The sequence below is a fragment of the Chryseobacterium daecheongense genome, from assembly GCA_027920525.1.
Taxonomy (GTDB): domain Bacteria; phylum Bacteroidota; class Bacteroidia; order Flavobacteriales; family Weeksellaceae; genus Chryseobacterium; species Chryseobacterium proteolyticum.
Window position 1 is genome coordinate 274,680 of the sequence record CP115858.1, and the last position, 21,166, is coordinate 295,845.

Annotated in this window: 12 protein-coding genes; 11 read left to right on the plus strand and 1 reads right to left on the minus strand. The window is 41.2% G+C overall.

The window, feature by feature from the left end:
* Positions 1-207: 207 nt before the first annotated feature.
* The 11 genes from PFY10_01195 to PFY10_01245 all read left to right on the plus strand — a co-directional run bounded on the left by PFY10_01195 (position 208) and on the right by PFY10_01245 (position 18,972).
* On the plus strand, positions 208-1,428 hold the full coding sequence (locus tag PFY10_01195) for an SGNH/GDSL hydrolase family protein (protein WBV57054.1): 1,221 nt from the start codon (positions 208-210) through the stop codon (positions 1,426-1,428).
* A 17-nt stretch (positions 1,429-1,445) separates the two neighbouring features.
* Complete coding sequence (locus PFY10_01200) at positions 1,446-3,968, plus strand: glycosyl hydrolase 115 family protein (GenBank protein WBV57055.1); 2,523 nt, start codon at positions 1,446-1,448, stop codon at positions 3,966-3,968.
* A 265-nt stretch (positions 3,969-4,233) separates the two neighbouring features.
* Positions 4,234-6,972: a T9SS type A sorting domain-containing protein gene (locus PFY10_01205; GenBank protein ID WBV57056.1), complete on the plus strand. Its 2,739-nt coding sequence runs from the start codon at positions 4,234-4,236 to the stop codon at positions 6,970-6,972.
* A 296-nt stretch (positions 6,973-7,268) separates the two neighbouring features.
* Entirely contained in the window at positions 7,269-9,683 is a 2,415-nt protein-coding gene (locus PFY10_01210) for a glycoside hydrolase family 3 C-terminal domain-containing protein (GenBank protein ID WBV57057.1), read from the plus strand.
* The gene (locus PFY10_01215; protein ID WBV57058.1) at positions 9,601-9,903 is read left to right on the plus strand and encodes a fibronectin type III-like domain-contianing protein; all 303 of its coding nucleotides are present in this window, start codon (positions 9,601-9,603) and stop codon (positions 9,901-9,903) included. The genes PFY10_01210 and PFY10_01215 overlap by 83 nt, the downstream gene beginning before the upstream one ends.
* 63 nt (positions 9,904-9,966) lie before the next feature.
* The gene (locus PFY10_01220; protein ID WBV57059.1) at positions 9,967-11,955 is read left to right on the plus strand and encodes a carbohydrate binding domain-containing protein; all 1,989 of its coding nucleotides are present in this window, start codon (positions 9,967-9,969) and stop codon (positions 11,953-11,955) included.
* A 127-nt stretch (positions 11,956-12,082) separates the two neighbouring features.
* Positions 12,083-13,783, plus strand: coding sequence for a ribulokinase (locus tag PFY10_01225; GenBank protein WBV57060.1), 1,701 nt, complete (start codon positions 12,083-12,085; stop codon positions 13,781-13,783).
* Positions 13,784-13,810: 27 nt separating this feature from the next.
* A complete protein-coding gene (locus PFY10_01230) occupies positions 13,811-14,521 on the plus strand; it encodes an L-ribulose-5-phosphate 4-epimerase (GenBank protein ID WBV57061.1) in 711 nt (236 codons plus the stop codon).
* 38 nt (positions 14,522-14,559) lie between these two features.
* Positions 14,560-16,056 (plus strand): L-arabinose isomerase, encoded by a 1,497-nt coding sequence (gene araA, locus PFY10_01235; protein WBV57062.1) that lies wholly within the window; start codon positions 14,560-14,562, stop codon positions 16,054-16,056.
* A 27-nt stretch (positions 16,057-16,083) separates the two neighbouring features.
* Entirely contained in the window at positions 16,084-17,241 is a 1,158-nt protein-coding gene (locus PFY10_01240; GenBank protein WBV57063.1) for a galactose mutarotase, read from the plus strand.
* A gap of 3 nt (positions 17,242-17,244) precedes the next feature.
* A complete protein-coding gene (locus tag PFY10_01245; GenBank protein WBV57064.1) occupies positions 17,245-18,972 on the plus strand; it encodes a sodium/solute symporter in 1,728 nt (575 codons plus the stop codon).
* Positions 18,973-19,051: 79 nt separating this feature from the next.
* Here the strand turns inward: PFY10_01245 and PFY10_01250 are convergent, their stop codons facing one another.
* Positions 19,052-20,770: an RICIN domain-containing protein gene (locus PFY10_01250; protein ID WBV57065.1), complete on the minus strand. Its 1,719-nt coding sequence runs from the start codon at positions 20,768-20,770 to the stop codon at positions 19,052-19,054.
* Positions 20,771-21,166: the final 396 nt, after the last annotated feature.

Genomic DNA, 21,166 nt, shown 5'->3' on the forward strand with positions numbered 1-21,166 from the left:
CTATAAGGTTTGAAGAGATTAAAAGAATACAGTTTTTTTAAGGTTAAATAAAAACTGATTATGAATCATTTAAAAATATTTTTCTTATTGTGTTGTTTGGGTTTTGCCTGCAGATCTATGCTGCAGAACCGTTTATCAGTACTGAGAAAATCCCCGACGGAGGATTTGTAGTAAGAAATTAGAGATTAATAAAATAAAAAAGGAAAAATGCGCTTCAAAAACTTATACCTCTTCATCATTTCGGGATTTTTGGTTTCCTGCTCTTCCTCCCGTAGTCTGGAAAAGCAGTCATCCAAAGACCAGTGGCTCACTACCTGGGCAACGGCTCCCCAATTGGTGGAACCCAAAAATCTTCCGCCGGAACCGGGGCTTTCAGGAAATACCTTGCGTCAGATTGTGCGTGTATCTGTGGGTGGAAAAAAATTGCGGTTACGTTTTTCCAACAAATATTCCATGGATAGTCTGGCGGTAAAAGCGGTTTCCATTGCTGTGCCGTCCGATAGCAGCAATGTGGATGCAGCCACTATCAGGACATTAACGTTTGAGAATAAAAACAATTTTAAAATTGCTCCCGGTTCTGATATTTATTCTGATGAAGTGAACTTTAATATGAAGCCTAATTCGCTGCTGGCCATTACAATTTCCTATGCAAAAGTAACCCAATCTGTCACCGGACATCCGGGTTCAAGAACAACCTCTTTTATTGTTAAAGGTGAGCAGGCGAGTTCAGCAGTATTTAAAGATCCTGTAAAAACAGATCATTGGTATTCGCTTTTTAACATCGATGTAAAGACCGGTGAACCCTCGTATGCGGTGGCTATTATGGGAAATTCCATTACCGACGGAAGAGGATCGGGAACCAACAGACAGAATCGCTGGTCGGATATTTTTTCGCAGCGGTTACTGGCGAATCCTTCTACCGGGAATGTAAGTGTTCTTAATTTCGGGATTGGAGGGAATTGTGTGGTGCGCGGTGGCTTAGGCCCTACGGCATTAGACCGTTTCGATTATAATATCCTCAATCAGCAGGGCGTAAAATGGTTGATCATTCTGGAAGGAGTGAATGATCTAGGAGGAACAAGAGATCCTGATGACGCTTCCAAAAGAACAGAAGAACTGATTGCTGCTTACCAGGTGATGATTGATAAGGCACATGCTAAGGGAATTAAAGTGTACGGAGCAACGATTCTTCCTTTCGGAAAGTCATTTTACGACAAACCTTTCCGTATTGAGGCCTGGAAAAAAGTAAACGACTGGATCAGGAACAGCGGGAAGTTTGATGCCGTCATCGATTTTGCAACACACATGCAAAGTGAAAATCCGGAAGTCATCTTAAACGATATGCACGATCATGATTTTCTTCACCCCAATGAGATCGGCTACAGGAGAATGGGAGAATTTGTGGATCTGAACTTATTTAAAAATTAAAATCAAAAAGATATAGTATGAATTTTACAAAAAACATTTCGTTGTTTCTTACGTTGTTGTTTATATTTTTTGTAAAAGCAACCGAACCATTTATTTCTTTTGCTAAGACAGAAAATTCGGTGGTGTTGAAAGAGCGTAATTCAGGTTTGATGCTTTTTTCAGACAGTGATTCGGATAAAGGAATTCTGCGTGCCGTTGCGAATCTTCAATCTGATTTTCAAAAAGTAACCGGTGTTCAGCCTCATCTTATTTCCCAAAACTCTGGCTTGAACGGAATGATCATCATTATTGGTGAAGCAGGTAAAAGCAAAACTATTGATGATCTAATTCGTCAAAAAAAGCTGGATGGAAAAGCATTAACAGGGAAAAGGGAAAAATATATTATTCAGAATGTCAGCAATCCTTTTCCGGGCATTTCCGAAGCCATTGTGATTGCAGGAAGCGATAAAAGGGGAACCATTTACGGAGTTTATGAAATGTCTCAGCAGATAGGTGTTTCGCCCTGGTACTACTGGGCAGATGTTCCGGTTGAGAAAAAAGAAAATGTATACTTTAAAAAAGGGATCTATACCGATGGTGAGCCTGCTGTAGAGTATCGTGGCATTTTTCTTAACGATGAAGAACCTTCACTTGGAGGCTGGGCAAGAGCAACTTTTGGCGGGGTTAATTCTAAATTTTACGAAAAAGTTTTTGAACTGATCCTGCGTCTTAAAGGAAACTATATATGGCCGGCAATGTGGGGGAAAGCATTCTATGACGACGATCCTCTGAGCGGCCCTTTAGCAAATGAAATGGGTATTGTGATGGGAACTTCTCACCATGAGCCTATGGCTTTGGCACAAACCGACTGGCACAGGTATATCAAAAAAAATAACCTCCCGAATGTCTGGGACTACTCTAAAAACACAGAAGTGCTGCAAAAATTCTGGAAATCCGGACTCGAAAGAAGCAAAAACTGGGAAAAGCTCGTTACAGTGGGAATGCGGGGTGACGGCGACGAAGCGATGGGAGAGGGAACCAATATTTCCCTGCTCGAGAAAATTGTAAAAGATCAGCGCAAAATCATTGCTGATGTTACAGGTAAAAAAGCGGAGAAAACACCTCAGGTGTGGGCATTGTATAAAGAAGTTCAGGACTATTATGATAAAGGAATGCGGGTTCCGGATGATGTAATCCTGCTGTTCTGTGATGATAACTGGGGAAATGTAAGAAAGCTTCCGGATCTTTCAAAACCTTTGCATAAAGGAGGCTATGGAATCTATTACCACTTTGATTATGTAGGCGGCCCGAGAAACTCCAAATGGATCAACATCAGTCCCATCCAGAGAGTCTGGGAACAGATGAATCTTTCTTACGAACATAAAGTAGATAAGCTTTGGGTTGTGAATGTAGGAGATTTAAAACCCATGGAGTTTCCGATCAGTTTTTTCCTGGAAATGGCCTGGAATCCGAAGCAGTTTAATGCTAAAAACCTTTTGGAATATACTGAGAAATGGGCTGCTCAGCAGTTTGGTGGAAAACACGCCAAAGAAATTGCCGGGATGATTAATCTGTATGCCAAATACAACAGAAGAGTAACTCCTGAAACCCTTGACAGTAAAACGTACAGCCTTGAGAATTACCATGAATTTGAAACGGTTTTAAATGATTACAGAGCATTGGCCGTAGAAGCTTTACGGTTAAAAGAGCAGATTCCGGCTGAGTACCAGGATGCGTATTATCAGTTGGTTTTGTATCCGATTGATGCATGCAGTAATTTATACGAAATGTATTATGCGGTAGCAAAAAACAGGGAACTGGCAGCGAAAAAAGATTCGGAAGCCAATTTCTACGCAGATAAAGTGAAGGCATGTTTTGAAAGAAACGCTTATCTGGATAATCAATACAATAATGTGATTGCCGGAGGAAAATGGAAGCATATGATGGATCAGATGAGGATAGGATATAAAAGCTGGGCAGACGGAAAAGAAAATATAATGCCTGAAGTCACCTATATTTCTGAAGCTGAGGTTCCCAAAGAAAAGATATTTCAGGAGAAAAACGGCTATGTTTCCATTGAAGCAGAAAATTTTGCAAGAATGAGCAATTCTGAACGAATCCATTGGGAAGTGATTCCTGATTTTGGAAAAACAAAGTCGGGAGTGACAACCTTTCCGCAGAATGCATATCCTAAAAGCGATGAAAATATCTGGCTTGAATATGATATCAATTTTGAATCAAAAGGTGAGTTTGAAGTCCAGCTATTATTAGCCCCGACTTTAAATTTTAATCATAATAAAGGACTTCGCTATGAAATTTCTTTTGACAATGAAACTCCGCAAATTGTCAACTTCAATGGCCATTACAAAGGAGAATTGGGAAGATGGCAGTCAGAACATATTATTAAATCTGTTACAAAACATTCGGTTCAGCAGGCTGGAAAACATACATTACGTTTCAGAGTGCTGGAACCCGGTATTGTCCTTGAAAAACTCCTGATCAACACCGGAGGATTAAAACCCTCTTACCTGGGCGCTCCGGAAAGCGAAATGCTTCACTGAGTGACCAATACTCACCACAAACAACACTTTAATTATGAAACACTAATCTTAATTCACATTCCAATCTGAAATACAGTTCCCTCACAGAGAATGAAGAGAAAGAACAGCGAATGATTTTGTAAGCAACTTTATTTAACAGATCGCTGCCTGATATCATTCAGGGTATTTTCCTGACGGTTTTTGAAAATGAACCGTCTTGATGGGGAATCTATTGCCCTTACTTTAATTGTTTACGAAAATCACAACTATCTAAAACTAAACCATTATGAAAAAAAATTTAAGTCTTCTCTGCATTCATTCTATATGTTTGTTTTTCAGCTGTCTGGTGTATGGGCAGCTTACAACCGTAAAAATTGATAAGAATATTCCTTATCAGAAAATAAAAGGATTCGGAGGATTTGTCTGCAGTCCCCAGTTTGCCTATAACCATATGTCTACCTCAGAAATTCAGACGCTTTGGGGCGCTTCCAGTGAAGGTGGATATAATATTATGAGATTGTATATTCCCGAAAACAGCAGTAACTGGAGCTCAGTACTGGCTACAGCACAGCTCGCCAAATCTATGGGACTTACCATTTTTGCTTCGCCTTGGACAATGCCCGCAGCCTGGAAAACCAATAACCATGTGAATGCAGTGTATACTGATGCGAACGGAGTACAGCAGGTAGGATATTTAAAGCCGGAAAATTATCAGGATTATGCCCTTTATCTTAACAGCTTTGTTACCTATCTCCAGAACAACGGAGTAGAGCTTGATTATATCTCCATTCAAAATGAACCGGATGAGATGGCACAGTATCAAGGATGCATCTGGACTCCTGCACAGATTACTAATTTTATCAAAAATTACGGACAGCTTATCAACTGTAAAGTGATTGCCCCGGAAAGTGTGGGATTTACGGATAATTTTGCCAGTGCTTTGCTGGATCCTACAGCAATGGCTAATTTTGAAGTGTATGGCGGGCATCAATATGGGCTTATGCAGTCTACTTACAAACAATTTCAGAATTATAACAAAGAAATCTGGCAGACAGAATATCTGATCAACTGGAACTCATCATCTACCCAGCCGGCAAGAGATTTCAGCTGGAATACCGATGCATTTACCTTTGCCAGCAGCGTCAACAATGCTTTATTGGGTAATATCAATGCATGGATCCATTACTCTGCCAAACGCTATTATGGCTTAATGGGTGACGGAACTTACGGAACTCCCGCAGGTGTAATGACCAAAAGAGGCTATATTCTTTCACATTATGCCAAGTACACAACAGGAAAGACGAGAATAGAAGCTAAATGGGATGACAAAACCGGAGTTTTACAAGGCTCTTCTTATATTTCCCAGGATGGAAATCAGGTTGTTCTTATGGTCATCAATCCTTCTCAGAACACGTATAGCTTGAAGGTTGACTTGCCTTTTTACACAACTTCAGGAACAAAAGTATTGACCAATACACAATCCAATATGGTTACCACACCTATTTCTTTGAGTACAGCAACGTTTCGGCCAACGGCTGATATCAGCCCTTCCAGTGTCATGACTTTCGTTTTTAATAAAAGTGGGGACAGATCTGCTTCTCTGATGACAGGCGGTGACATCCATTATAATAAAATTGAAACACTGACTCCTACCAGTATGGCTTTTGGTACAGGGTTCAATATAAGCAATACAACGGTGACGTTCTCCAATCCAAGCCCTCTTATCAGTAATAATATGACTGCGGCTAACGGATATCTTCAGCTTAATGACCGATACAATAAACTGATCCTGCATGTAAACAGCTATACAACAGCGGGACAAAGTTATTCGGACAATACGACTTTATATTACATCAACAGCCAGGGGGTAACGAAATCATATAACTACGGCAAGATTAATTTTCCGCAGGGAGGAAACTTCGATATCACATTAGATATTTCAAGACAGGTGCTTACAGATGGATGCAAAGGAATTTTAGGACTGAGAAATTCCAATTACAGCTCTGTGCTTACAATTAATCTGGGAGATGTCTATTTCAATGTGGGTAATGAAATTGCCTCAAAATTCGGCGGAACCTATTCCGCAAGCGACAGCTATCTGATGGATGCACTGGAAAATGGCTACTACACTTCTGTAGACTTCAGAAATGCAGCAGGAGTTACTTCCTCCAATAACTGGCAGCCTATGAGTGCTAACTCTAACAGCATTTATTATGTGAATTCAAACGTAAGTTCATCCGCCAATAATGTGATTTCAGGTACAGCTTGTCCAAATCTTGTCCTTTCCGGTCAGGGTATGGATTTTCAGGTGCCGTTTAACTTCACAGCCAATGCTGCCTCTTACAGCCGTACATTTAATGGTTACGATGTGCTGATCCTGCCATTCCAGGCTAATATACCTTCCGGAGTTACTGCTTATATGATGTCTCCGAATGCCAATAATATCAGCTGTACCGCAATTTCAAACGGAATCATTCCTGCAAACACTCCGGTAATCGTCAATACGACAGGGAATATTACTTTCAGCGGTACAGGAAATGTTTCCACACCCAAAGCAATCACGGTCAATCAAATGAACGGAGTTTACCAGGGCATCAAAGTTCCGGCGAATGCTTATATGCTGAAAACAGAAAACGGAGTAACAGGCTTCTATAAAGTAACTGCCGGAAGTGAGCCTGCAATAGGATCTTTCAAAGCATATCTTACAGAAGAAAATGGCTATTCTGCCAATGTTCTTCCTTTAAATTTCGGATCGTTAAGTGCCAGAAATATCTCTGCTGAAGCTAAAAAAGATGTTGTGAAAATATATCCTAATCCGGTAAAAGCAGACCTTTTCATTGATTCTGATTTGTCAGAAGCAGCTGCCACCATTTTTGATGGAAGAGGAAGTGTCATCAGGTCCGGATTGAAGATAAACTCAGGAAAAAACCAAATTAATGTGGGAGATTTCCCGGCCGGTATTTACTTTATTGAGGTTACTCAAAAAAATAATACAGTAGTGAAACAAAAATTGATCAAAGAGTAAATTGAGTCCAAAGCCATCATGAGCACTGCTTATGGTGGCTTTATTTCTACAATTTGGTAGATGAAAACCAAAAGTAAGTAGGATTTACTATTAATTTAAGTGTATTATTTACATTTATTTAAAATAGAACGTTATATTTGTTTTTCATTGCATTGTTGCTGAATAATACTGGCAATTTGTATAAAATAAGAATGAAAATATAATTATCCGTAAAAATCTGTAAAATCAGTGGGTTGAAAATGATTAATCACAAAATCAACAACCATTTTTCGGACATTATTGAAACTATACTACCTATGAAAAGAATTGTATTAATGCTATGTGCAACACTGACAGCACCTTTATTTTTTGCCCAGAGCCATTATAAATACCCATTCAGAAACCCGGATCTTCCGGTTAATGAAAGAATAGAGAACCTTCTTACTCTGCTGACAACAGAAGAAAAGATAGGAATGATGATGGACAATTCCCAGGCAGTTCCCCGTTTGGAAATTCCTGCCTACGGATGGTGGAATGAAGCACTTCACGGAGTGGCCAGAGCAGGAACAGCTACTGTTTTCCCTCAGGCAATCGGGATGGCGGCCACATGGGATGTTCCGGAGCATTTTAAAACTTTTGAAATGATTTCTGATGAAGCACGGGCAAAATACAACAGATCTTTTGATGAGGCTCTAAAAACAGGGCGGTACGAAGGATTGACCTTCTGGACTCCCAATATCAATATTTTTCGTGACCCAAGATGGGGAAGAGGCCAGGAAACCTATGGTGAAGACCCTTATCTTACCTCCGTTCTTGGCGTTGCTGCAGTAAAGGGTTTGCAGGGAAACGACCCGAAATTTTTTAAAACCCACGCCTGCGCCAAACATTTTGCAGTACATAGCGGACCGGAATGGAACCGCCACTCTTATAACGCAGAAATCTCAAAAAGAGATCTGTATGAGACGTACCTTCCCGCTTTCAAAGCATTGGTTCAGGAAGGAAATGTAAGAGAAGTGATGTGCGCCTACAATGCTTTTGACGGGCAGCCATGTTGTGCAAACAATACTTTACTTACTGAAATTCTCCGTGGAAAATGGAAGTATGACGGAATGGTGGTCTCAGACTGCTGGGCACTGGCCGATTTCTTTCAGAAAAAATACCACGGCACCCATCCTGACGAAAAAACAACCGCAGCAGATGCCCTGAAACATTCTACGGATCTGGAATGCGGAGATACCTATAACAATCTGAATAAATCTCTGGCAAGCGGACTGATTACCGAAAAGGATATTGATGAGTCGATGCGCAGAATTCTTAAAGGCTGGTTTGAGCTGGGAATGCTTGATCCGAAATCTTCCGTTCACTGGAATACCATTCCGTATTCTGTAGTCGATTCTGAAGATCATAAAAAGCAGGCACTGAAAATGGCACAAAAATCAATTGTGCTGATGAAAAATGAAAACAATGTTCTGCCTCTCAGCAGAAGTATTAAAAAAATTGCCGTCGTAGGCCCGAATGCTGATGACGGATTGATGCAGTTAGGAAACTATAATGGAACCCCTTCTTCCATTGTAACGATTTTAGGCGGAATCAAAACCAAATTTCCAAATGCTGAAATTATTTACGAAAAAGGAAGCGAAGTAACAGATCCTTCTTCCAGAACGTCATTATACCAGAATTTTATCAGTCAGAAAAACGGCGCAAAAGGAATGAAAGTAGAGTTTTTCAATAATAATGAATTCAAAGGGCAGCCGGCCAATACTTCCGTAAATTCTACTGCCATCAGCTATAACAGCTTTGGAGGAACCCAGCTTGCACCCAATGTAGGAAGAGAAAATACCTCAGCCATCATTTCAGGGATTTTCAAAAGTACCTATACAGGAGAGGTTGTGTTTTCTGCTTCCACTTCCGATATATATACCCTTTTCGTGGACGGAGAAGAAATCGCAACAAGAAAAGGACCTGATGCAAGACACCCTTCAGAGTTTCCTGTAAAAATGGAAAAAGGAAAAGAATATCAGATAGAACTGCGTCATACACAAAAAGGAAAATATGTAAGCATCAGCTTTGAGGTCTACAGAAAAGACCCTGTTAATTTTGCTTCGGTGAGGGAAAAGGTGAAAAGTGCGGACGTCATTGTCTTCGCAGGCGGGCTTTCTCCGAGTCTGGAAGGTGAAGAGATGATGGTGAATGCAGAAGGCTTCAAAGGAGGTGACAAAACTTCGATTGCCCTTCCTAAAGTCCAGAGGGACCTGTTGGCGGAGCTTAGAAAAACCGGAAAACCTGTTGTTTTTGTTCTTTGCACCGGAAGCGCGCTGGGATTGGAGCAGGACGAGAAAAATTATGATGCTTTACTAAATGCCTGGTATGGCGGGCAATCCGGAGGAACTGCCGTAGCAGATGTTTTGGCAGGAGATTATAACCCTTCCGGAAAATTACCCATTACCTTTTACAAAAACCTTGAACAGCTGGATAACGCCCTTTCAAAGACAAGCAAGCACGAAGGATTTGAAAATTATGATATGCAGGGGAGAACGTACCGTTATATGACGGAAAAGCCTCTTTATCCGTTCGGACATGGGCTGAGTTATTCAAAATTTGTTTACGGAGATTCAAAACTGAGCAAAAATACGATCAGTACCAACGAAAATGTTGACGATCACAATTCCGGTAACCAATGTTTCAGAAAGGGATGGAGAAGAAGTGGTTCAGGTCTATATCAAAAGAAATAATGATGCCCAGGCACCGGTAAAAACATTAAGGGCTTTTGAAAGAGCTTTAATCAAATCTAAAGAAACAAAAAATATTCAGCTAACCCTCTCCAAAGAGTCATTTGCCTTCTATGATGAAAAAGCAGATGATCTGGTTTCAAAACCCGGCGAGTATACTATTTTTTATGGCGGAACTTCTGATGATGCAGGATTGAAAAATGTTTCGTTAAAAGTAAAATAAAAATTGATTCAGGGCTCATTGGGATAAGTAGGATCCTACTGTAGCTTTCAAAATATACGATCTATGACAACAAAAAATAAAATATTCTCCATCGCGATTTCCCTAAGTGCTGCTTTTTTTTCAGCTCAGAATAATACGGTCCGTACCTATAACCTGGATCTGAAAGAAACTCCTGCACCTGTTAAAATACAACCCACCATGTATGGGATTTTCTTTGAAGACATCAATTTTGCAGCTGATGGCGGATTGTATGCGGAACTGATTAAAAACCGCAGCTTTGAATTTGACGAACCATTTACAGGCTGGAAACAGCCCAATACAAAAACACTTTCTCCTAATCTGGATTCGGGGTTTCTGACCATTTATTCCGACCCTGCCAAAACCAATAAAAATTATGCACGAATTACTGTTCTGAATGATAAAAATTATATTCTGGAAAATGAAGGATTCAGGGGAATAGGCCTTCATCAGGGAGAACAATATGATTTCAGTTTTGATCTGGAGAATGTTTCAGGAAATATTGCTGCAGTAAATGCAAGTCTTGTTGATGAAAACGGTAAGGGAATTTCATCAGTTTCCACGCTCATAAAAGGAAAGGGATGGCAGAAATATACAGCCGTTTTCAAAGCACCACAAACTGTAGAAAAAGCAAAGCTGCGGATTACATTTACCGGAAACGGCATCGTGAACATGGATATGATCTCACTCTTCCCGCAGGATACCTGGAAAGGCAGAAAAGGCGGCTTACGAAAAGACCTCGTTCAGAAATTATATGATCTGCAGCCCGGATTTTTGAGATTTCCTGGAGGCTGTATTGTAGAAGGAAGAACGTTGGCTGAGCGGTATCAGTGGAAAAAAACAATTGGAAAAGTTGCAGACCGAGAATATCTCATCAATAAATGGAGCACAGGATTTCCACATCGGCTTACACCGGATTACGGACAGTCTTTCGGACTGGGATTTTATGAGTATTTCCAGCTTTCCGAAGATCTGGGTGCAGAACCTGTTCCTATTCTGAGCTGTGGAATGGCATGCCAGTTCAATACAGCAGAACTGGTGAAAATGGAAGACCTTGATCCCTACGTTCAGGATGCCCTTGACCTGATTGAATTTGCCAACGGAGATTCTGGAACAAAATGGGGGAGAATCCGTACTGAAATGGGGCACCCAAAGCCTTTTAATTTAAAATTCATCGGAGTGGGAAATGAGCAGTGGGGAGCGGATTATATCGAACGCTATAAAGTATTTGAAAAAGCCATTCATGCAAAATATCCTGACATGAAGATCATCTCCGGAAGCGGACCGTCACCTGACGGCGAATTCTTCGAGTATGGCTGGAAAGAACTAAAGCAGCTTAATGCGCAGATTGTCGATGAGCATTATTACAATTCTCCCGAATGGTTCATGCAAAATGCAGGCAGATACGACCAGTATGACCGCTCCGGGCCAAAAGTTTTTGCCGGAGAATATGCAGCCCAGTCTGTAGGTGTGGTAAAGCCTGATAACAAAAATAACTGGCTGACGGCCCTTTCAGAAGCCGCTTTTATGACCGGTCTTGAAAGAAACGCAGATGTGGTCTATATGACTTCCTACGCACCACTTTTTGCCCATGCTGATGGCTGGCAGTGGACACCCGATCTCATCTGGTTCAATAATCTGAAATCTTATGCAACCCCGAATTATTATGTTCAGAAATTATTCTCCAACAATAAAGGAACGGATGTACTGAAAATAGAAAGCAACGGAAAAGCAGTATCCGGCCAGGAAAAATTATACGCTACTGCAGTAAAAGACGCGAAAACTTATGAAATCATTATTAAAATCGTCAATGCTGATACTCAGGCTAAAACAGTAAATATCAACCCCGGAACTCTGAAAATCGGTAAAAAAGTAACCAAAATTCTTCTGTCTGCCCCGCAGCTTTCCAGTGAAAATAATTTCGATGCTGAACCTGTGAAACCCAAAGAGGAGAATTCAGAAGCTAAAAAAGGTGAAATTTCAACAGAAATTCCGGCCAATTCTTTGGTTATTTTAAAGGTGAAAACAAGTTAATGAACTGTTTTATAGTGTGTTATAAAAAATAAGTGTGTTTTTTACATTTATTTAAAATAGAATCTTATATTTGTTTTTATCTCATCACGAGAATTTAAAATCTCAATAATCAAAACGTTTCACCACCATGAAAAAATATGTTATCGGACTGGACTACGGTACAGATTCCGTACGGGCCGTCCTTATTGACACTGAAAACGGTTCCGAAATAATTTCTTCAGTCAGTTATTATCAAAGATGGAAAGAAGGTAAATTCTGTAATCCCTCAGCCAACAGTTTCAGACAACATCCTTCAGATCATATTGAAGGTCTGGAGAAAACCATTTCAGAAGTTGTAAGAGAAAGCGGGATACCAGCAGAGCAGATCGTTAGTATCTGCATTGATACTACAGGCTCTTCACCGTTACCAGTAACAAGTGATGGAGTAGCCTTAGCACTGGTTCCGGGATTTGAAGAGAATCCCAATGCCATGATGGTTTTATGGAAAGACCATACCGCTATCCGCGAAGCTGAAGAAATCAATACCCTTGCAAGAACCTGGGGTGGTGAAGATTATACAAAATATGAAGGCGGTATTTACTCTTCAGAATGGTTCTGGGCAAAAATACTGCACATCAGCAGAGCTGATGCAGAAGTAAAAAATGCGGCTTATAGCTGGATGGAGCACTGTGATTATCTGACTTTCCTTTTATCAGATCATAAAGACCTGGCTACCTTTAAAAGAAGCCGTTGTGCAGCTGGCCACAAAGCCATGTGGCATGAATCATGGGATGGTCTGCCTTCAGAAGAATTCCTCAACAGGCTTGATCCTTCTCTGGGAGCGCTCAGAGCAAGATTATACAGGGAAACCTATACTTCAGATGAAATTGCTGGTTATCTGAATGAAGAATGGGCCGCAAAAACCGGTCTTACCACCAAAACTATTATTACCGTAGGAACCTTTGATGCCCATTCAGGCGCAGTAGGAGCAAAGGTGGAAGAAAATACACTGATCAGGATCATGGGAACTTCTACCTGCGATATTATGGTGGCCCCACAAGAAGCTATTGGAGATACAACCGTTAAAGGAATATGCGGACAGGTTGACGGTTCCGTAATTCCCGGATTGATAGGGCTTGAAGCAGGGCAGTCTGCCTTTGGAGATGTGCTCGCATGGTATAAAGATATCCTGATGTGGCCGGTTCACCAGGTTATGATGCATTCCGAAAATATTTCAGATGAACAGAAGACAAAGCTCGCAGATGAAATGGAGGCAGGACTTATCAGAAAACTAACCCTTGAAGCAGAAAAAATTCCTCTTTCAGATACTGTTCCGATTGCATTGGACTGGGTAAACGGAAGAAGAACGCCGGATGCAGACCAGGAACTTAAAGCAGCGATCAGTCAGCTTTCTCTGGGAACAAAAGCACCCCATATTTTCAAAGCTTTGGTGAATGCCATTTGTTTTGGGGCTAAGAAGATCGTTGACCGTTTTGAAGAGGAAGGGGTGAAAATCAATAAAGTGATCGGAATCGGAGGAGTAGCAAGGAAATCGCCGTTTATCATGCAGACACTCGCTAATGTTCTGGATATGCCGATTGTTGTTGCCGCTTCGGATCAGACTCCTGCGTTAGGGGCTGCTGTTTATGCAGCTGTATCAGCAGGAATTTATCCGACCGTACAGGAAGCAAGCATGAAAATGGGCTCCGCATTTGAAGCGGAATACCAGCCGAAAGCGGAAGAAGTACAGCACTACAGAGAATTAATGCAGCAATACCAGAAGCTCGCTGATTTTGTAGAATACAGTACCAAACTGAAAAACAACAGAAAAGAACTTCAGAACTCCTGAATATTAACCTTTTGAATTACGCTCAAAATGAATACCTATAAAGAACTCCAAAGAGAATGTTATGAAGCGAATATGCAGCTGGATGCCCTGAAGCTGGTGGTCTATACCTTTGGAAATGTAAGCGCTGTAGACCGCGATAAAGGGATTTTTGCCATTAAACCCAGCGGTGTTCCCTACGACATTTTAAAGCCGGAAGACATGGTGATTTTGGACTTTGACGCCAATGTCATTGAAGGCAGACTCAGACCTTCTTCCGATACCAAGACCCATGCTTATCTGTATAAAAACTGGAAAAACATCGGTGGAATTTCCCACACTCATGCGATCTATTCCGTGGCGTGGGCACAGGCACAAATGGATATTCCTGTTTTCGGGACCACTCATGCGGACCATCTTACGACAGATATTCCCTGCGCTCCACCTATGCGGGATGAGCTGATTGAAGGAAACTACGAATACAATACAGGAATACAGATTCTGGAATGCTTTAAAGAAAAACAGATCTCTCCGGAAGAAGTAGAAATGGTTCTGATCGGCAATCACGGTCCGTTTACCTGGGGGAAAAATGCAGAGAAAGCAGTTTACAACAGCAAAGTACTGGAGACCATTGCCGAAATGGCTTATCTCACCAGACAGATCAATCCTGATGCGGAACGACTGAAAGACTCACTCATCAAAAAACATTATGAACGTAAGCACGGCAAGAATGCTTATTACGGACAGGAATTTAAACACTAAACACTTCAACATAACAACTATTAACGATCAACAAAATTATGTTAACACCTCTCAATACCAAAGAAGTCTGGTTCATCACAGGAAGTCAGCATTTATACGGACCTGAAACACTTGCCCAGGTGGCAGACCATTCACAGAAAATTGTGGCAGAACTTGAAAAATCTTCTTTCATCCCGGTAAAAGTCATTGTAAAACCAACGGTAAAAACTACCGAAGAGATATTTGAAACCATTGCAGCCGCTAATCATGCAGAAAACTGTATAGGAGTAATCACGTGGATGCATACCTTTTCACCCGCTAAAATGTGGATCAGAGGACTAAAAATTTTACAGAAGCCTCTTCTGCATCTGCATACCCAGTTCAACAGAGATATTCCATGGTCCACGATGGATATGGATTTTATGAATCTTAACCAGGCGGCTCACGGGGACCGTGAATTTGGTTTTATGGTAAGCAGGCTCCGAAAGAACAGAAAAGTAGTGGTGGGGCACTGGTCAGAAGAAAGAGTTCAGAAACAGATCGGTGACTGGAGCCGCGTTGCTGCAGGCTGGGACGACTGGCAAGGAGCTAAATTTGCACGTTTCGGAGATAATATGCGGTTTGTAGCCGTTACAGATGGAGATAAAGTGGAAGCCGAAACCCGGTTCGGTTTTTCAGTCAATACCTGGGGAATCGGTGACCTTGTAGGCGTTATCAATTCTGTAAGCGAAGGAGAAATAAAAAGCCTTATGGAAGAATATGAATCTTCTTATCATATGGCAGCTTCCCTTTTGGAAGGAGGAGCCAACAGAAGCTCACTTCACACCGCCGCAAAAATTGAATTGGGACTTGAAAAATTTTTAAAAGACGGAGGATTTAAAGGATTTTCAGATACCTTTGAAGACCTTCACGGGCTGGAGCAGCTTCCGGGAATTGCAGTACAGCGCCTGATGCAGAAAGGATACGGATTTGCAGGCGAAGGAGACTGGAAAACAGCAGCACTCGTACGTGCGATGAAAACAATGGGGCAGGGCCTTGAAGGTGGAAATGCCTTTATGGAAGATTATACCTATCATTTAGACCCTTCCAATCCTTCTATTTTAGGTTCCCATATGTTGGAAGTAGACCCTGTGCTGGCCGCCGGAAAACCTTCATGTGAGATCCATCCGCTGGGAATCGGAGGAAAAGCGGATCCGGTTCGTCTTGTTTTTAACTCCAGAGGAAATATTGATTCTCTGAATGCTGCCCTGATGGATTTTGGAAACCATTTCAGACTGCTGATCAATAAAACCAGAGCATTGGAAATTACAGAAGAGTTGCCAAAACTCCCGGTAGCAAGGGTTTTATGGAAACCTCTTCCTGATTTATATACGGCCGCAGAAGCCTGGATACTGGCAGGAGGGGCACACCATACATGTTACAGTGAAAATATTTCAGCAGAACAGCTGGAAGATTTTGCTGAGATAGCAGGAATTGAATCATTAGTCATTGATGAAGATACCAGAATGCGTGACTTTAAAAATACACTTCGTTGGAATGAAATGTATTATCGTTAATTAATTTTAAAAAATATGTAAATAATTATGAAAAAAACAACATATAACGGCATTTTTATTTTATTATTTTTAATTATTTTCGGCTGCAAAAAAGAAAATAATAAACAGGATATTTCAGGAAAAATGGAGAACATTTCTACTTCAGACTATGGAGTGACGCCAAATGGCGATTCTATTAAAAAATATACGTTGACCAATAAAAACGGGATGAAAGTTGAGGTCATCAACTTCGGGGGAATTATCACATCCTTAACCGCTCCGGACAGAAATGGGAAATACGAAGATGTAGTGCTTGGCTTTACAAAACCCGAAGGATATTTCGATGGCAACCCTTATTATTTCGGGGCTTTGATCGGAAGATACGGCAACAGAATTGCCAATGCCAAATTCGCACTGGAAGGTAAAGCATACGAAATCGATAAAAATGACGGTCCCAACAGCCTTCACGGAGGAAAAGAAGGATTTCATACCAGATTCTGGAATATTGAGGTAGTAAAAGATGCAAAGTTTCCGACATTAAAATTATCTTATACCAGTGCAGACGGTGAAGAAGGGTATCCGGGAAAATTAACAACAACCGTTTTCTACACGCTTACAGACGATAACGCCTTGGAAATTTCTTACGAGGCTGAGACGGATAAGCCTACAGTGGTAAATCTTACCCAGCATTCTTATTTTAACCTTTCCGGGAATTTTACTAAAACGATTACTGATCATGAACTGCAGATTAATGCAGATCATTTTCTTCCGGTAAATGAAACATTGATTCCTACTGGTGAGCAGAAAGCAGTAAAAGGAACTCCTTTTGATTTCACGGTATCAAAAGCCATCGGAAAAGATATCAATGCAGACGACGATCAGTTGAAAAAAGGAAAAGGGTATGACCATAACTGGATTCTAAATGGAAAAGGATTAAGAAGCATCGCCAAAGTTTATCATCAGGGAACAGGAAGACTGATGGAAGTCTTCACAGATGAACCCGGTGTGCAGTTTTATTCCGGAAATTTTCTTGACGGAAAGTTTGATACCAAAACTGGCGGTAAAAATGAATTCAGAACAGGGTTCTGTCTGGAAACCCAGCATTTCCCGGATTCACCAAACCAGTCTTCTTTCCCTTCTACAGAACTGAAGCCCGGACAGAAGTACCAGTCAAAAACCATCTATAAATTCTCCGTTAAAAAATAAACTATGGGAAAATTAGCAACTATTGATATCATCATATTTCTGATCTATTTCGTAGTGGTAGCTTCCTACGGATTATGGATCTATAAAAAGAAAAAGTCTGAATCTACAGGAAGTAAAGATTATTTCCTTGCCGAAGGGTCATTGACCTGGTGGGCTATCGGAGCCAGTTTAATCGCTTCCAATATTTCTGCTGAACAGTTTATCGGAATGAGTGGCGAAGGTTTCTTTGTCGGAATCGCTGTTGCCGCTTACGAATGGATCGCTGCTCTTGCGTTGATTATTATTGCGGTCTGGTTTATTCCGATCTATCTTAAGAATAAGATCTATACCATGCCCCAGTTCCTTGAAAGAAGGTATAATAAATCGGTTTCACTGATCATGGCTGTATTCTGGCTGTTTCTGTATGTTATTGTGAATCTTACTTCCATCCTTTATCTGGGTGCTCTTGCCATCGATACTTTACTGGGAGGAGAACATCTTCACGGGATTATGATCGCTCTTCTGCTTATGGCACTATTGATCGGTCTTGGAGGAATGAAAGTGATAGGATATACAGACGTTATACAAGTGGCAGTTCTTATCATTGGTGGTTTTGCAACGGTGTATATGGCGCTGCAGATTGTAGACCAGAGAATCAACGGAGCGGCTGTAGGAAATGCACTGGCAGGATTCAATACCCTGATCAATGAGGCTCCGCAGCACTTTAAGCTGATTCTTCAAAAACCAACAACCACCACAACTACGTTGGCAATGCCTCAGAATCTGGATGTACAGAAGTATGTCGTATTACCTGGTTTGGCAATGTATTTTGCCGGTCAGTGGATTGTTAACCTGAACTATTGGGGTTGTAATCAATACATCACCCAGAGAGCTTTAGGGGCAGATCTGAAGACGGCAAGAACAGGAATTTTATTTGCCGGTTTTCTGAAACTATTCATGCCTGTGATCGTAATGCTTCCGGGAATTGCCGCTTATGTTTTATATTCAAAAGGACACCTTCCGGGATTCAACGGGGTAAAAGACGGAGCATACTCTGCAATATTAGGATTTTTACCAGTAGGATTGAAAGGATTGGCTATTGCCGCTTTGACCGCAGCGATTGTGGCTTCACTGGCAGGAAAAGTGAACAGTATTTCAACTATTTTTACGCTGGATATCTATAAAAAATACCTTAAAACAGATGCCACCGAAATCCAGATGGTGAGAACAGGCCGTTGGGTCATTATTATTGCCATGATGGTTGCATTGGCTTTTACCTGGACAGACGTTTTAGGAATTGGTGGTGAAGGCGGTTTCACATTCATCCAGAAATATACGGGCTTTATCAGTCCTGGAGTTTTTGCCATGTTCCTTCTGGGAATGTTCTGGAAAAGAACAACCGGTACAGCTGCATTGGTAGGAGTTATCTTAGGTTTTGTCCTGGCGATCTTCTTCAACAGTTTTGCTGTAGAGATTTTCGGGAAAGAAACATGGTTGTATACTGCATTCACTTATGAAAAGCTGGAGAATGGTGTAGTTCATACCATTACCGAGATTCCTTTCCTGATCAATATGGGATGGTCATTCTTTATCACGATAATCGCGATGATCCTGATCAGTCTTGCAGGTCCGAAAGTAAATCCTAAAGCTTTTGCCATTGATGTGACGATGTTTAAAGTGGACAACAGAACTTTAGTATTGATTGTAATGACGCTGCTTTTACTGACGGCTTTGTATGTAAGGTTTTGGTAGAAATTATTATACATAACAAAAAAATAGGATGCTGAAAAAGCATCCTATTTTTTTTGATCTTAGAATTGGTTATGTATGTTTAATTCATTGCAATAAATTTGAACTTAAACAGCTGGCAGGATGTACCATAATAATCCCAAAGATGTAAGTTTGAATTACCATCCATGGTACAGTTGGGAATATCCCAGCCGCGTGTAGGATCCACCTTGGATAGTATTTTGTAATAACCATTAGAGACAGCAACTACCTGCCAGGCTTGTGCGTCATTACTATAGTTCTGCCAAAGCCTGATCGAAGTTCCCAATGTATTACTATTGCTGGCCAGATCAATACAACGATTGGTTGTGCTGGCTTTGGATACAAAACGCCAGTAGCCATTACCTGCGTCAATGGCAACCCAGCGCTGGGCAGCAGCGCCATTCCTTGTCCATGGCCTTAATACTGCACCATTGGCGTCTTCTCCTGATTTCAGATCAACTACTTTGTTGGCATCAGTCTGAAATTCGATCTCATAAATACCATTATTAACCAGGCTACTGTTTGTGTTGCAGTTGGCAACGGGGTAGTTGGAGGATGCATATTGCTGAAACCACTGTTTAACCGGGGCAGCGCAGGCTTCCCAATCGTTATTGTAAGCTGTTCCTGCATTAGGATCGCCTTTGTGGAGGAGATTATCCGGGGCAAGAACATTCCAGCTTACATTGCCGGATTGATCCACGATGTATTTTAAATTGGCACCAAATCCGCTTCCGCCTGCCGTACCGGTATTACCAATGCCGAAGGTACCATATCCTTGTGGAGCCCAGTCGGTCTCGGTAATGGCGATCGGTGCAATGTCTGCAATCGGCTTAACGTTTACATTCCATGCGTTCTGAAAGGATTGATAGTTGCTGAGACCACCCCAGTAACCGGGATAAATATGAACAGCGTAGCCAATATTACCACCTGTGATCTGATTATTGACATAGCCTTGATAATGCGATTGCCAGCCTGTACCCGGAATCCAGCAAACATTGTTGGCTCCGTTGTTACGTATGATGTTAACCAGTGGCTGAAAGAAGTTTTTGAGTGCTGCAAAATGCTCATTTCCCGTACTACCCCAAGCACCATTTGTTCCCAGGATTTCAACAGGTTCGTTAGCTAATTCAAACATCACATTGTCAGCATTCTTTAATCCGGGATGCTGAGACAGGAAAGTCCATACGGTCTTCAGATAGCTATGGTACGCATCATTGACTGCAATACGATTTGGGCATACACCTGGTGGGCGAAGGATGACATACATTCCCAGACTGCGGGCATGGTTGATCAGTGGGATAATTACCTGATCGGTGTAGGTAACCAGGCGACTGTAATTGAATCTTGAGATATCGTTCTCCGGGATAGCCGGTCCGGGATCATTGGTCCAATACGGATCAATATGAAGGCGGATGTAATTGAGGTACCAGCCATCGGAAGCGCTGCTGAGCTTGTTCATAACAGCTTTGTTGTAGTTCAGAGCACCCTGTACATTGTAATTATCCCAGGTACAGTAGCCGGAATTCGCACCATATTGACATCCATTGAACCAGGGGCTTGGGGTTATGGCAACCCCATGTAAGATAACGTTATTGTCACAAGGGTCTTTAAGGTATCTGCCTCCAACATGCAGCATTGGAGTTGCTGCCAATGCCCTGGCGCTGGCGCTGTTGCTTACATTGTTTTCAGGTTCTTCTTGTAAAGTTTTCTCCATCCGGGAGCAGCCCGAAAGAATGGTTAACAGAAAGGCCATAAATAGCCACATTGTGTTTGTTCTCATAATTTATATATTAAAGGGTTATTAATTTTGTTTTTGGTGATCGATTTTTTCCTCTTTACCCTTAGAAGGATCAGGCAGATACTCGATTTTTTTAAATCTTAATGGGATAGTTGACTGGACAGGGCGTATTGACTAAAAACTGCTTATCTCAAAGTGTTATAATCTGTTGCGGTTTTTCGGCATTAATCACGGGGAGGAAATGACAGGACTATCTCTGTCAGGTTTCAGATATGAAAACCCTTATTCTCTTTTTCTCCATTTTTCACGCATGAAGCATGATATGATGAAAATTCAAATAAATGATATTTGTTGTTGTTAGTTTTGTATAAAAATACATATTTATTTAAATATATGGTAATATTTTAGTTAAAATTAACATAAAAAAATCATATCATA